Annotated in this window: 15 protein-coding genes; 6 read left to right on the top strand and 9 right to left on the bottom strand. The window is 36.0% G+C overall.

Translation table 11 applies throughout. The features are described 5' to 3' along the window. Positions 1-19: 19 nt before the first annotated feature. The gene (gene dnaJ / locus FKR84_RS09760; RefSeq protein WP_141422124.1) at positions 20-1,144 is read right to left on the bottom strand and encodes a molecular chaperone DnaJ; all 1,125 of its coding nucleotides are present in this window, start codon (positions 1,142-1,144) and stop codon (positions 20-22) included. A 32-nt stretch (positions 1,145-1,176) separates the two neighbouring features. Next, the gene (locus FKR84_RS09755) at positions 1,177-1,785 is read right to left on the bottom strand and encodes a nucleotide exchange factor GrpE (RefSeq protein ID WP_141422123.1); all 609 of its coding nucleotides are present in this window, start codon (positions 1,783-1,785) and stop codon (positions 1,177-1,179) included. Between the two features lie 160 nt (positions 1,786-1,945). On the opposite strand from FKR84_RS09755, the gene FKR84_RS09750 reads away from it, so the two are divergent. After that, the gene (locus FKR84_RS09750; RefSeq protein ID WP_141422122.1) at positions 1,946-2,629 is read left to right on the top strand and encodes a YceI family protein; all 684 of its coding nucleotides are present in this window, start codon (positions 1,946-1,948) and stop codon (positions 2,627-2,629) included. A 55-nt stretch (positions 2,630-2,684) separates the two neighbouring features. On the opposite strand, the gene FKR84_RS09745 is transcribed toward FKR84_RS09750, so the two are convergent. The 4 genes from FKR84_RS09745 to FKR84_RS09730 all read right to left on the bottom strand — a co-directional run bounded on the left by FKR84_RS09745 (position 2,685) and on the right by FKR84_RS09730 (position 5,344). Continuing rightward, positions 2,685-3,587, bottom strand: a complete 903-nt coding sequence (locus tag FKR84_RS09745) for a TIGR01777 family oxidoreductase (RefSeq protein WP_141422121.1) — start codon at positions 3,585-3,587, stop codon at positions 2,685-2,687. 97 nt (positions 3,588-3,684) lie between these two features. Continuing rightward, complete coding sequence (gene mnmD / locus FKR84_RS09740) at positions 3,685-4,362, bottom strand: tRNA (5-methylaminomethyl-2-thiouridine)(34)-methyltransferase MnmD (RefSeq protein ID WP_141422120.1); 678 nt, start codon at positions 4,360-4,362, stop codon at positions 3,685-3,687. A gap of 5 nt (positions 4,363-4,367) precedes the next feature. Continuing rightward, positions 4,368-4,823, bottom strand: a complete 456-nt coding sequence (locus FKR84_RS09735; protein ID WP_141422119.1) for a hypothetical protein — start codon at positions 4,821-4,823, stop codon at positions 4,368-4,370. Continuing rightward, positions 4,823-5,344, bottom strand: a complete 522-nt coding sequence (locus FKR84_RS09730; protein ID WP_141422118.1) for a DUF4920 domain-containing protein — start codon at positions 5,342-5,344, stop codon at positions 4,823-4,825. The genes FKR84_RS09735 and FKR84_RS09730 overlap by 1 nt, the downstream gene beginning before the upstream one ends. Positions 5,345-5,452: 108 nt before the next feature. On the opposite strand from FKR84_RS09730, the gene FKR84_RS09725 reads away from it, so the two are divergent. The 5 genes from FKR84_RS09725 to FKR84_RS09700 all read left to right on the top strand — a co-directional run bounded on the left by FKR84_RS09725 (position 5,453) and on the right by FKR84_RS09700 (position 10,331). Next, positions 5,453-6,526, top strand: a complete 1,074-nt coding sequence (locus tag FKR84_RS09725; protein WP_141422117.1) for a branched-chain amino acid aminotransferase — start codon at positions 5,453-5,455, stop codon at positions 6,524-6,526. Between the two features lie 339 nt (positions 6,527-6,865). Further along, positions 6,866-7,618, top strand: a complete 753-nt coding sequence (locus FKR84_RS09715) for a cyclase family protein (RefSeq protein WP_141422115.1) — start codon at positions 6,866-6,868, stop codon at positions 7,616-7,618. A gap of 12 nt (positions 7,619-7,630) precedes the next feature. Then, the gene (locus FKR84_RS09710) at positions 7,631-8,272 is read left to right on the top strand and encodes a DUF4230 domain-containing protein (protein WP_141422114.1); all 642 of its coding nucleotides are present in this window, start codon (positions 7,631-7,633) and stop codon (positions 8,270-8,272) included. A 329-nt stretch (positions 8,273-8,601) separates the two neighbouring features. Next, the gene (locus FKR84_RS09705) at positions 8,602-9,684 is read left to right on the top strand and encodes an amidohydrolase family protein (RefSeq protein ID WP_141422113.1); all 1,083 of its coding nucleotides are present in this window, start codon (positions 8,602-8,604) and stop codon (positions 9,682-9,684) included. A 5-nt stretch (positions 9,685-9,689) separates the two neighbouring features. After that, complete coding sequence (locus tag FKR84_RS09700; RefSeq protein ID WP_141422112.1) at positions 9,690-10,331, top strand: O-methyltransferase; 642 nt, start codon at positions 9,690-9,692, stop codon at positions 10,329-10,331. A gap of 365 nt (positions 10,332-10,696) precedes the next feature. Here the strand turns inward: FKR84_RS09700 and FKR84_RS09695 are convergent, their stop codons facing one another. The 3 genes from FKR84_RS09695 to FKR84_RS09685 all read right to left on the bottom strand — a co-directional run bounded on the left by FKR84_RS09695 (position 10,697) and on the right by FKR84_RS09685 (position 13,965). Next, positions 10,697-11,275, bottom strand: coding sequence for a phosphatase PAP2 family protein (locus FKR84_RS09695; protein ID WP_141422111.1), 579 nt, complete (start codon positions 11,273-11,275; stop codon positions 10,697-10,699). Between the two features lie 8 nt (positions 11,276-11,283). Continuing rightward, a complete protein-coding gene (locus FKR84_RS09690) occupies positions 11,284-11,562 on the bottom strand; it encodes a Sec-independent protein translocase subunit TatA/TatB (protein WP_141422110.1) in 279 nt (92 codons plus the stop codon). An 81-nt stretch (positions 11,563-11,643) separates the two neighbouring features. Continuing rightward, complete coding sequence (locus FKR84_RS09685; protein ID WP_141422109.1) at positions 11,644-13,965, bottom strand: M1 family metallopeptidase; 2,322 nt, start codon at positions 13,963-13,965, stop codon at positions 11,644-11,646. Positions 13,966-13,988: the final 23 nt, after the last annotated feature.

The raw sequence follows: 13,988 nt of genomic DNA, 5'->3' as shown, positions 1-13,988 counted from the left end.
ATTTTGTTAAATAAGTCAATTACGAAAACATATCTTTAACTTTTTCGAAAAAACTTTTGTCTTCCCGCTCGGGATTAGGTATAAAATTCTCGTCGTTTTGCATCCTTTCAAAGAATTCTTTTTGCTCTTTGTTTAAGGTTTTTGGTGTCCAAACATTAACGTGTACGAGCAAGTCTCCTTTTCCATAACCGTTTAAACTTGGCACACCTTTGTTGCGCAAGCGCAAAATCTTACCACTTTGCACACCGGGTTCAATTTTTATGCGAACCTTTCCGTTAACGGTTTGTATTTCTTTAGACGCTCCAAGCGCTGCTTCCGAAAAGCTGATATACAGGTCGTAATGTAAATTATCGCCTTCGCGTTGTAAATTTTCGTGCTCTTTTTCTTCAATAGCCACCAATAAATCTCCTGCAATTCCGTTTCCGGGAGCTTCGTTTCCTTTTCCGGAAACTTTAAGCTGCATACCTTCTACCACTCCGGCCGGAATTTTTATAGAAACGGTTTCTTCTTGCACCTTTAAACCTTGCGCATCTGCATCAGAAGGTTTTTTGTCTATAATTTGACCAGAACCACTACATTGCGTACAAGGCGATGCGGTTTGCATTCTACCTAAAATCGTATTGGTAACGCGGGTTACTTGTCCGGTTCCTTTACAAGTAGGACAAGTTTTATAACTGGTGCCGGGAGCTTGAACTTTTCGCTTTACGCGGATTTTTTTCTCCACGCCATTAGCAATTTCTTCTAAATCTAGCTTAACCCGTACGCGCAAGTTGCTTCCTTTAGCACGGCGTTGGCCGCCGCCAAAGCCGCCACCAAAACCAGAGAATCCGCCGCCGCCACCAAAAGCGCCGCCAAAAATATCACCAAATTGGCTAAAGATATCGTCCATATTCATGCCGCCGCCGCCAAAACCGCCGGAACCATCAAAAGCAGCATGCCCCATTTGGTCATAACGCGCCCTTTTGTCAGGGTTGCTTAAAACTTCGTAAGCTTCTGCCGATTTTTTAAACATTTCTTCCGCTTCTTTATCATCGGGATTTTTGTCTGGATGATATTTTATTGCTCTTTTGCGGTAAGCTTTTTTAATTTCGGCTGTGCTGGCATCTTTACTAATGCCTAATATGTCATAATAATCTTCTTTCATCTACTTGTGATTTTTGGGGATTTAAGGAAAAATTACTTACCGGTTACCACTTTTGGATATCTAATTATACGATCTCCCAAGGTGTACCCGGATTCTACTACATCTACAATTTTTCCTTTAAGTTTTTTCTCCGGAGCAGGAATTTGAGTAACCGCTTCATGTAAATCAGCATCAAAAGTATCGCCCTTCTTTACATTCATTGGCGTTAGACCTTTTGCTTTTAAGGTTTCACGCAATTTGTTACTAATCAATTCTACACCTTCTAAAAGGTCTTTTTCTTTGGTTTTACTAATTTCTACCAAAGCTCTATCAAAATCATCCAAAACCGGCAACATAGCTTCCATTACTTCTCTACCGGCAGTTTTAAACAAATCTAAACGTTCTTTGCTGGTGCGACGCTTATAGTTTTCAAATTCGGCAAAAAGACGTAGAAATTTATCTTTTTCCTTTTCTACTTCCGCTTTAAGCTTATCTACCTCAGAAACTTGCTCTTCATTAGTAGCCGTTTCTTCTTTTTCTGCATCTTTAGTAGCTTGGTCTTTCTCTGTTTCTACCTCATCTATAGCATCTTCTAAGGTTTCTTCTATCTGGTCTTTTACAGACTCGTTTTCTTTATTTGGATTTGCTTTATTGTTACTCATAGCTTTTTTGCTTCAAATTTTCTTTATAGTTGGCAAATGTATTGCCAATTCCGTTTAAATGTCAAAATGTCATTTTTATATTTTAATAATTATTTAGCAATTCTGCATTGCGGAAAGTTTATCTTTGCAAATTAAATTAAAAATGAAAAAACCAAAGACAATGAAAAAAGTATTTTTAAACCTTGCATTAGTTGCTAGTGTTGCAGTAGGGAGCGTTGCTTGCCAACAAGATGCAAAAAACAAAACAGAAGCAAAAGAAGCTGAAAAAGCAGCAGAGAAGTCTGAAATGGCAGAAGAATTTCGTGTTTTAGCGCCAGAATCAGACATAAAGTGGGAAGGACTTAAAAAAACCGGAAGCGGCCACAATGGTAAAATAAGTATAGAAAAAGGTATGTTTACTTTTACAGACGGCAGCATCGAGAGCGGAAAGTTTGTTATAAATATGGAGAGTATTAATGTAGAAGATTTAGAAGGAGATAAAAAAGCAAAACTAGAAGCGCACCTAAAAGGGACTGTAGAAGGTAAAGAGGGAGATTTCTTTAACGTACAGGAATTTCCACAAGCTATTTTTGAAGTTACCGAAGTTAAAAAAACCGACGATAATAAAACGCTTATGCTTGGCAACTTACAAATGAAAGGAGAAACCAAGAATATTGAAGTGCCGGTTAAAAATATAGAGAAAAACGGTGATTTTATTGAGTTTACTACAGAAGAATTTGCGATAGATCGTACCAAATGGGGGGTTAATTACGGGTCCAAATCTGTTTTTGACAATCTTGTTGGCGATAACATTATTAACGACGAAATTGGACTTCAAATTCATATTAAAGCTAAAAAGCAATAAATATCAAATTGATTATTATAGTTTTAAGACCGGTCAAAAGTTTTGATCGGTTTTTTTATAGTAAGTCGTCTAAAGCGGGATTAAGATGTGTAAATTGATACATATAGCTAGTAGAATCTACCTTGGTATTGCTCACCAACTGGCTGGATAGAACTATTACAGCCATCTCTCCCAACAACATTTTTAGTGCAAAAGACGGTACTTTTGGCAACACAAGTGGTTTATTTAATTTTGTAGCGATAGCTTTTGTCAACTCTTTATTGGTTACCGGGTTTGGCGCTACTCCGTTAAAAACACCATCCCAATTATTCTTAATTGCGTGCACAAAAATGCCGGCAATGTCTTTAATGTGAATCCACGATTGCCATTGTTTACCACGCCCTAACGGTGCGCCAACGTAATTTTCTATTGGTTCTTTTATTTTTTCTAATGCGCCGCCTTTATCGGACAAAACTACCCCAATTCGTATTTTGGCAACCTCTAAGCCTAATTGCGCAAATTGATCTACTGCTTTTTCCCATTTGTCTACCACCTCTCCCAAGAAATTATCGGCTATTTCTGGCTCGTCTTCGTGATATAATTTTTGCAAGGAATCTGGATAAATACCAATTGCACTGGCAGAAACAATTTGGCCAACCTCATGTTCTTTTTTAGAAAGTAATTGGTATAAAGTATTTACGGAATCTAACCTGCTGTTTAGAATTTTTTTTTTGTACGAACTCGTCCATCTCTTTGAAACACTTGCTCCGGCTAAATTTATAATTTTATCTACGCCTTCTAAGCATTTTTCATCTATTTCTTTTTTGGCAGGATTCCATAAAAAACCCTTATAATTTTCAGAAGTTTCTATTTTATCTTTATTGCGTGTAAGGTAATTGACTTTTATATTCTCTTCTTCACAAAGTTTTATGATTTCCGTACCAACCAATCCTGTTGCACCCGTAATTAAAACCCTCATCTTTTTTCCTATGAAAATAGGTAAATAAATAGGCAAACACCCCTACTTTATTAAAGGTTTAACAGCGTCTTTAGAGTATTTTATCAGTTGTAGAAGGCTATAGTTTTGTGGCACGCAACATTTCTCTTTTTCCCGGTGGACCCGGAATTCTTTCTACTTCAAAGCCTACTTTTTGCATTGCGCGCCGGGCACTTCCTTTGGCAGAATAAGTTACCAAAACTCCATTTTTCCGTAAAGCGTTGTGCATAATTTCAAAAATGCTTTCTTCCCATAATTCGGGTTGTACGCGGGCACCAAAAGCATCAAAATAAACAAGATTATGCAGAGTAGAATCAGCAATATTTTTAAAGAATTTTTGCTGTTTTGTTAAAGCAAAATTGGTTGTAATGTTTTGTTTCGCTTCCCAATTAGCTTGGTGTATTTTAGAAAAATAAAGCTCGGCATTCCTATTAGAAAGTTGCTTGGTATAATTTAGTTTTTCTAATTCTACCATTTCTACAGGATAGGCCTCTACTCCTGTATAGTCTATCTGCAAGTTTTTTTTCTCTGCTACCAAAGCGGTTAACAAGGCATTTAAACCGGTACCAAAACCAATTTCTAAAATGGCGATTTCTGTTTGTGTAGGATTTTTCTCTACAAAATAATCTAAGCCACTTTTTAAAAAAACGTGTTTAGCTTCTTGTATCGCGCCGTGTTTAGAGTGGTATTGTTCTTCCCATTCCGGCAAATGAATACTGGTAGAACCATCTGCCGTTATAATTATTTTGCGTTTCAAAGCAATTACTTTATCTGCAGTTTTTTGATACGGGTTAATGGTCCTGTGCACTTAGATTCGTGACAACTAATGCAGGTATTTATGGCGTTGTTATAATGCTGTTTTGCATTTTTCGGATCTGCAACTATTTTTAGCTCATAGGTTTTAAACTCTTCTGCCCATTCCAGATATTTTGCATCTCTATCTTCGGGATTGGTAAAATTGGCAGTAAAAATCTTATCTATAGCAAACCGAAGACTATCCGGCGAATTTCCGTCTTTAATAGTACTTTTCATTTTACTGTGCTCAGCCGCTAAAATTTCCATAAAGGCAGCCATTTCAGACATTTGATACATCTCAAAAGCGTCTTTTTCTTGGTTTTCCTTTACGGAATTTTCTTTGGCTGTTGCAGTAGGTTTATTTTCTTGACAAGCAAAAAAGATACCGACAAACAAACACACTAAAAAGGTCTTGCTATGCATTATTTCTCCATTAAAACACCATCGGCAACAAAAGCGTATTCTCGCTTAGGTTCTATAATGGCCTCTATTTCTTCTTGACTTTTTCCGGCATCTTCAGCATAATGTCTTAACTCGTTTACAGATGTTTCGCGTATAAAAGCTTTACCTTTTACAACGGTTTTACGCTCTGCTGCATTTAACGGCACAAAAAAACCATAGTCTTTAAAACGCACAAAAGGCTCAATAGAATCGCCTAAATCTAAACTCATCCAGCAACCTTTCTTCTGGCAAACTTTCTCTACATTGGCTGCAAACTTTACATTTAAAGTATCTCCTGTTTGCAGGTTTTTAAATTTTTCTTGCATTTCTTGCGCACTTAATGCGTCTTCTGCTTCTATCTTTTCTCCAAATTGCGCATAATCTACGGTTTGCACGGTTGCAACTTCTTCTTTTGGATTAGACATCTCTTCATTGGTCTGCTTTTTCTTGTCGGTACAAGCAAATAACAAACCTGCACTTAGGATTATCAGAATTAATTTCATATTTTCAACCTTATTTTTAAGTCCGAAAAATAAGTATTTTTTAAGAAAATTCGCAGCTTTTTTGTAATTTTTAAATTTTAGTACCTTTGCACAACTAAAATTATACAAATGAACACCAAAAATATAGATTTAGATATTACCAAAGCCGAGAGCAGCCGCTTGCCCGAAGTAGATTTTGATAACCTTACTTTTGGAAAGCACTGCTCTGACCATATGTTTTTATGCGATTATAAAGACGGCGCGTGGCAAACTCCTAAAATTATGCCTTACGGCCCTATGCAAATGGAACCTTCTGCCAAAGTATTTCATTATGGGCAAGCCGTTTTTGAAGGTATGAAAGCCTTTAAAGACGATAACGAAAAAGTTTGGTTGTTTAGACCCGAAGAAAATTTTAAACGTATAAATATTTCTTCTAAACGTATGGGAATACCAGAGTTTCCGGAAAATTACTTTTTTGAAGGCTTGGAAACCTTGTTAAAACTAGATAGTAAATGGGTTAAAAACGGCGACGGTAACTCTTTATACATTAGACCATTTGTAATTGCAACAGAAAATGGTGTTTCTGCCTCCCCTTCTGATGCTTACCGATTTATGATTATTTGCTGTCCTGCAAAAGCTTATTATTCTAAACCGGTTAAAGTTTTGATAGCGCAAGAATATAGCAGATCTGCAGATGGTGGTGTTGGTTTTGCTAAAGCGGCAGGAAATTATGGCGCACAGTTTTACCCTACCAATTTAGCCAAAGAAAAAGGCTATCAACAAGTAATTTGGACAGATGCCAACACGCATGAGTATTTGGAAGAAGCTGGTACTATGAACGTATTTTTTAGAATTGGCGATAAATTAATTACCGCTCCTACCAGCGATCGAATTTTAGATGGCGTAACTAGAAAAAGTTTGATAGAGATTGCCAAACGAGAGGAAATTGAAGTAGAAGTACGCAGAATAAAAGTTAATGAAATTACAGAAGCCCATAAACAAGGTGAATTAAAAGAAATATTTGGTTCAGGTACAGCGGCTACCATCGCCTATATTTCTGGTTTTGAATACGATGGTACTTATTACGATTTACCCAACTTAGAAAAACCTTACAGCACTCATTTAAAAAAGAGCTTGCAAGACATACAATATAACCGCGCCAAAGATACTTTTGGGTGGACGCGCGAAGTAAAAACAACCTAATATTTTCGTTATATAAAAGAATCAAAAACCTATCGGGAGAGAAACATATGCAAAAGCAGATTTATTTTTCCAATAGGTTTTATATTTATATAGACAAAATTTTATTTTTTATCTGTTATTAAAATCACCCCGTATGTTTTCGCAAGGTCAACTTCTTTTTGCTGTTTTTTTTGTTATTGTTTTTGCTATTGTTATGGTAATAAGTTATCGCAAAGATCTCAACTTACACAAAAAATATTATAAAGGCAGCCTTTTTATTTTAATTGGCTTTCTGCTATTTATTGTAGCTTTATTTATAATTAAAAAATTTACACATTAACCCAATATTTTTTTAGTGTAATGACGGCAACACTTACGCACCAAAATAAAAAATTGGAGATAGATTTATCAAAACCTTTAGATATTTCTTTACCCATAAAAAATCAAAGTCGTTTGATAGCTTGGTATCTAGATTCTCCCAAAATACAGCCGGTAAAAGAAGGTAATTGGGTTGCAAAAGTTAGCGAAGGAGCAAGCATCAATTTTAATACTATTTGGTTTAATCCGCACGCGCACGGCACGCATACAGAATGTGTAGGGCATATTTCCAAAGAATTTTACAGCATTAATCAATGTTTGCAGAAATTCTTTTTTCTATCTAAAGTAATTAGCTTACAGCCAGAAGAAACTACAAATGGCGATAGCATTTTCAGTAAAGACATGCTACAAGAAAAAATAAAATCGCAAGAAACTGAAGCACTTATTGTACGCAGTTTGCCTAATTCTGTTTCCAAAAAACAAAAAAATTATAACCATAGCAATTGGCCTTACTTTACGGAAGAAGCCGCTATTTATCTGCGAAATTGCGGTATAAAACATTTACTTATAGATTTACCATCTGTAGATAAAGAAAAAGATGACGGCAAGGTTTTGGCACACAAAGCTTTTTTTAATTACCCCAAAAAACCGCGCTTAGATGCTACTATAACAGAGCTAATCTATGTTGCTACGCACATAAAAGATGGCTTTTACTTACTCAATTTACAAATTGCCGCAATAGAAAACGATGCAACACCCAGCAAACCTATCCTATATAAAATAAAAAATCTTTAATACCTTTACGGAATGGAATTATTGTTTATTGGTTTGGCAGTTGGGGCGGTTATAGCGTATTTGCTGTATACCTTTTTCAACAAATCTAGAAAGAAGGATAAAGAAAAACACCAATCTGTTGTTTTAATGGAAAAAATTCGTGCGGTATGTAAGTTTATTACCGTAGAAGGTGATTTTTCTGAAATTTATCATTATAAAAATCTTAAAGACAAATGGCTAAACGTATTGCTGGGCAGTAAAAAAGCGCTTATTTTAATAGATGCCAAAGCGCACGTGGGTTTTGATCTTACCAAAGTAAAAATGCGAGCAGATGTAGATAAAAAAACTATTTACCTCACCAATTTTCCGCAACCGGAATTGCTTTCTATAGAAACAGATTTTAAATATTACGATAAACGCGAAGGTTGGGCAAACCCCTTTACTTCTTCAGATTTAACAGATATTAATAAAGAAGCCAAACAGTATATTGTAGAAAAAATACCCAACAGCGGCTTGCTAAAAGAAGCCTCCGGACAAGCAATGGAGACAATCACGCTAATGCAAAAACTGGTAGAAACCATAAATTGGCGCTTAGATTATACTGCTTTAGAGGTAGAAAATGAAGGCATGCAAATTCCTTCAGAAACTTTACGGAAAGAATTAAAAAAGCAGTAACAAAGATTTATCTAGTGTTACTGATTATTCTAAAACTGTTTGATTTAAAATTTCTTATTCGGTAGAAAGTTGCTTTCCTCATTTTTTACGTTTTAAAAGGCATCACGCTTCCCCTACTTCTTGTCAAGCTTCTAACTATGATTTTTTTTTACATTAAAATCTTAAGCGATTGTACCAAAAGTTTGTATTTTAGTTTTTGCGCAAGGGATTGATGCGGCATCCTTTTTTTGAATAAAAAAAGATATAGCAGAAAGCCCGGTTTTATTTTGCTTTTTTAGCAAAATAAAATGCGTCCAAACCCCAAATAGTAAACCGATTAAACCCATTTTATGAAACCTAAACTACGCATTAACGGCCATTCGCATTTACTGCCTTACCCAGAAGAAATACCTAAATTTATGAAAGAAAAAGGTATTTTTTGGGTAGATAAAGACCGTAAATATATGTTGCAAAAAAACTGGAAACGCCCGGTAACCGATTCTAGTTTCTTTTTGGATGAAAAACTGGAATGGATGGAGCGTAACGACCTGGATCACGCGGTGGTGCTTAATTTATCCCAACTTTACGGAAATGGTTTGCGCGTGGAAGAAATGAAAAAAGCTTTGCGTTTTCAAAACGATTTTAACGCCAAAGTGCAACACGAGCATCCGTCTAAATTTACGTGTGGTTTTGTGGTACATCCCGGTTTTGTGCGTAGCGCTTTGTGGGAAATTGAGCGTTGTGTAGAAGAGCTAGATATGCGTTTGCTGTGTTTGCCAACGCATTATATGGATACGATTGGGACTTGGCGCTGTATTTTTGACGAAGAAAACGAGCCTATTTTTGAAATGGCCAATAAATATAATCTGGCCGTAGAAATACATCCGTATGATGGGGAGAAATTTATTAAATTAGAAAATACCGCTTGGCGGTTTCACCTAATCTGGATGTTGGCGCAATGTGCAGATGCTTACCACTTTTTAACTTTAAACGGTTACCCGGATAAATACCCAAATATGCGCGTTTGTTTTGCACACGGCGGACAGTTGGCGCAAATAAACTTGGGCCGAAGAATACAAGGTTTTGACGGCAGACCGGATTTGTTTGAGGGTAAAACGCATCCGCGGAAATCTGTTGGACATAAAAATATATTTTTTGACACCTTGGTACACGATACCGGCTCTTTACAGCTGTTGGTAGAAAACCAAAAACCTCAACAAATTATTATGGGGTTAGATGACCCGTATCCGCTGGGAGAAATGGAAAGCGATAAACAATCTTCGTATCCCGGTAAGATTTTAGATTTGGCAGTAGAAAGAGATATTTTAACGCAAAAGCAATGTGATGCCATTTGGGAAGATAATATTATTACCTGGCTCTGCGGCGATGATAAAGTTGCTGCAGATAAATTGTATAAACGAATTTTAGGTTAATTGCTATGGATTTTTTACCACCAAATATAGAAGCTTACGCCGAAGAACATTCTGAAAAAGAACCTGAACTTTTGGCTAAACTAAACAGGGAAACACATTTAAAAATAATGCAACCCAGAATGCTTAGCGGGCATTACCAAGGCAGGGTTTTGAGTATGTTGTCTAAACTTATACGACCAAAAACTATTTTAGAAATTGGCACTTATACCGGTTATTCTGCTTTGTGCTTGATGGAAGGTGTTCAAAAAAACGGCACTCTTCACACCATAGATAAAAACGAAGAGTTGCACGATTTTCAACGTAAATATTTTGATGCTTCCGCGTGGGGCAATCAAATTAAACAACATACTGGCGATGCTACAAAAGTTATAAAAAATTTAGAAGAAAATTTCGACTTGGTTTTTATAGATGCCGATAAAGCCAATTACGTAAATTATTTTGAGTTGGTAGTGTCAAAAATGAACCAAGGCGGCGTAATCTTATCAGACAACGTTTTATGGAGCGGAAAAGTAACCGAAAAACCAACTCCCAATGATATAGACACCCAGGCGTTATTAGCTTACAACAAACTTTTGGCAACCGATAAACGTGTAGAAACGGTTTTATTGCCAATACGGGATGGTTTGAGTATTACGCGGGTGGTTTGAGTTGGGTTAGTAAAGAGAAAGTTTATTAAGATGCTTGACTTCTCGAATATTGTGGATGGATTTAAGTTTTCTGTAACCCGAAAAAAGTTAGTCTCTATAACTTAATGCCTAGAACGTTAAGCGTTACTTTTCTAAAAATTTTATTTGTAGCATATCTCGTAGATACTCCATAGATACTTCATAGATACTCCCTAGATAATTCAGTAAAATCACTAAGTAAATAATTAGAACTTCTAGCGTTATTTATAGAAAAAGCAGTGTGCAATAGCTAATGATTTAAACTAAAGAGCCATACTATATTGGTAAGGAAATTTATTTAGAATTTTTCTCAAACTTCAATTTAAATTGCTAAAAAATGATTTAATTTAATTTGTAGAATACACTTTTTCTTCTTCCGTAAAATAGCGCTGACAAATTTTATAGATTGTTAGTCCACAGACAAAACCTAAAAGGGCCCCGGCAGCAATATCTGAAGGATAATGCACACCAACATAAATACGACTATAAGCAAACAAGAGTGGCCAGATATAAACCAGATAAATCCATTTAAACCTGTCTCGCAAAAGTAACACCATAAAAGTAGAAAGTGCCACAGAAGTTGAGGTATGACCGCTTACAAAACTATAATAAGTAGGTTCTTGTAAAATACGTATAATATCTTGCAAGCTTTCTACATTATTGGGGCGCAAGCGTTTTATAGTGGCTTTAATAAGTCGGGTAAGTCCAAAAGCAACAATAAAACTGGCAAAAAAGCCAGCATAGGCAACAATTTTATTTCGCTTAATTTTAAAAAAAAGAAAAATGAGCACGATAAAAAGCAGGTATAAAGGTATCCAAATTTCTTCTTGCGTAACGCCTATCCAAAACAAATCGAAACCTTTTGCTCCCAACCCGTTTAAGTAGACAAAAAGTTCACGATCCCAAGTCTTAAGCTGCTCAATCATAATTAAAGTTAAAGCTTGCGCTTGATGGAACCGGTAATATTTTCTATATCGTCTTTTACTTCTTCTATCTCTTTTTGAATGTTTTTACCACCACTATCGTCCAAATGCTTTTCTGCACTGTTGGTAATTTCAGATTTAATGTCGTTGGTAGCATCTTTTATAGTGCGCATACCCTTGCCTAAACCTTTTGCTATTTCAGGAATTTTATCTGCGCCAAAAACCATTACCAAAATAAAAATGATAAAAGCAATTTCTGCGCCGCTAATAAACAATGGTAACATTATCATATTGTAAATATAAATAGCAAAAATACCATAAAAAAAGCTGACTTGTTAAAGTCAGCTTAAAAATTTAAATAAATCTAAACCTTAATTTTTATTTTGTTGTTTTTTAAAACGCTCAAACTCGCTGTCCTGTTCTTTTTTAGGCCAAGAATTATTACTAACATCTATATCTGCAGTTTCCATATTTGGATCTACAACCACGCTTTTTAGTTCTTTATCTGTTGCCAAAACCCGACTAACTTTTTGGTCGTTTTTTCGCCAAATTTGAGCGGGATAGGTAATTTGCTCAGAGCTGCCATCTTTATATTCATATTTTACAATAAGCGGCATTACCAAACCACCCGGTTTGGTAAAAGTTATTTGATAGAAATGCTTTGGCACTTCCATATTTCTGCGCTCTTGCGGCGTAAAATTATCGAGCATATACTCTTTTAAAGTTGGAGCGTTTTCAAGTGCTGATTGTTTTTTCATTGTTGCGTTAAACTCTTCGCTATCTTCTTCTACAACATAAATAGCATCTAATTTACTAGGATCTGAAATACCATAACCTGCTAACATTTCTTTACCTTTTTGGGTAGGCTTATCCGTAAGAAAATAGCTTTTCACGTTTTCTACACCTATGTCTACATAATCTGTAGTATAAAACCAACCCCTCCAATACCAATCTAAATCTACTGCAGAAGCGTCTTCCATAGTTCTGAAGAAGTCTTCGGGTGTTGGGTGTTTAAACATCCAACGTCTGGAAAAGGTTTTAAAAGCATAATCAAACAACTCTTCTCCCATTACGGTCTCGCGCAATATATTTAAAGCGGTAGCGGGTTTACCATAAGCATTGTTACCCAATTGGTGTACTTGCTCGGGATTGCTCATAATAGGCGCAATAAAATCTTGTTCGCCTTTCATATAGCTGGTAATTTTGCTGGGTTCGCCACGACGAGACGGATATTTATCTAATGGCGCGATAGCTTCGGGATGTTTTTCGCCAAATTTCTGTTCTGTTAGATATTGCATAAAGGTATTTAAACCTTCGTCCATCCAGCCCCATTGGCGTTCATCACTGTTTACAATCATTGGGAAATAGTTATGCCCAATCTCGTGAATAATTACACTTATCATTCCAAATTTAGTACGTTCGCTATACGAGCCATCAGGATTTGGTCTACCGTAATTCCAACAAATCATAGGATATTCCATACCTTGATTTTTGGCGTGTACAGATATTGCTTTATGGTAAGGATAATCAAAAGTATGCTTGCTGTAATTTTCTAAAGTAGCAACAACTGCTTTGGTAGAATATTCTTCCCATAACGGATTGCCTTCTTTAGAATAAATAGAAACTGCCATTATATCGCGATCGCCCATTTTTACCGGCTGCATTTCCCAAATATATTTTCTAGAGCTAGTAAAGGCAAAATCACGAACCATATTAGCCTCAAACTCCCAAGTTTTGGTTTTTTTAGATTTGGATTTCTCGTTTTTTATCGCTTCCTCTTCGGTAACTAGAAAAGTTGGTTTGTCATAATTTTTTTGTGCTCTTTCATAGCGTTGCAACATTTTTTTACTGAAAACTTTTTTCCTGTTTTGCAGTTTTCCGGTCCCGTCTAAAATATGATCTGCCGGTACCGTAATATTTACTTTATAGTTACCAAACGGAAGGGCAAACTCACCGCTTCCCCAAAATTGATAGTTTTGCCAACCTTCTACGTCGTTATAAACCGCCATTCTAGGAAAAAACTGCGCAATTACATAACTGTAATTGTCGTTTTCCTTAAAATATTCATAACCCGAGCGACCCCGATTTACTACGTGATCGTTTATATTATACCACCATTTTATAGAAAACTCATAACTATCGCCACTTTCTAAAGGTTCTGCCAAATCTACGCGCATCATAGTCTGGTTTATTTTATAAGGCAAATCTTTCCCATCTCTTTTTACTTCCTGTATTTTAAAACCGCCATCAAAAGGCTCTTCTACATATTTAGAAATGATACTTCCCGTGCGGTTTACCGGTTGCATGCCGTCGCCATTCCGTAACGGAGATTTGCTATCTTTTGCACGTACATTTTGGTCTAATTGTACCCATAAATAGGTTAACTCTTCTGGCGAATTATTGGTATAGGTAATGGTTTCTTCGCCATAAATTTTCTGGTTTTCATCGTCTAAAATAATGTCCATTTCATAATCTGCCGTATTTTGATAATAAGCAGGACCGGGTGCACCAGAGGCAGTTCTGTATTGATTTGGTGTAGCAAATTCTTGGTACAGTTGCCTAAATTTATTTTGATTTGTATGACCTTCTTGACGCTCTTCCTTTTGCGATTTTTGCTCCTGTTCTTCTTGTGCGGAAAGGCTCACACTAAAAGCAATTAAAAAAAAGCTTAAAAAAATATGTCTAATCTTCATCGGGTGGTTGTTTTTAAATTATC

Source organism: Haloflavibacter putidus (assembly GCF_006546625.1).
GTDB classification, from domain to species: domain Bacteria; phylum Bacteroidota; class Bacteroidia; order Flavobacteriales; family Flavobacteriaceae; genus Mesonia; species Mesonia putida.
The sequence above is the reverse complement of the archived record's forward strand: the minus strand, read 5'-3'. Positions and strand labels throughout refer to the sequence as shown.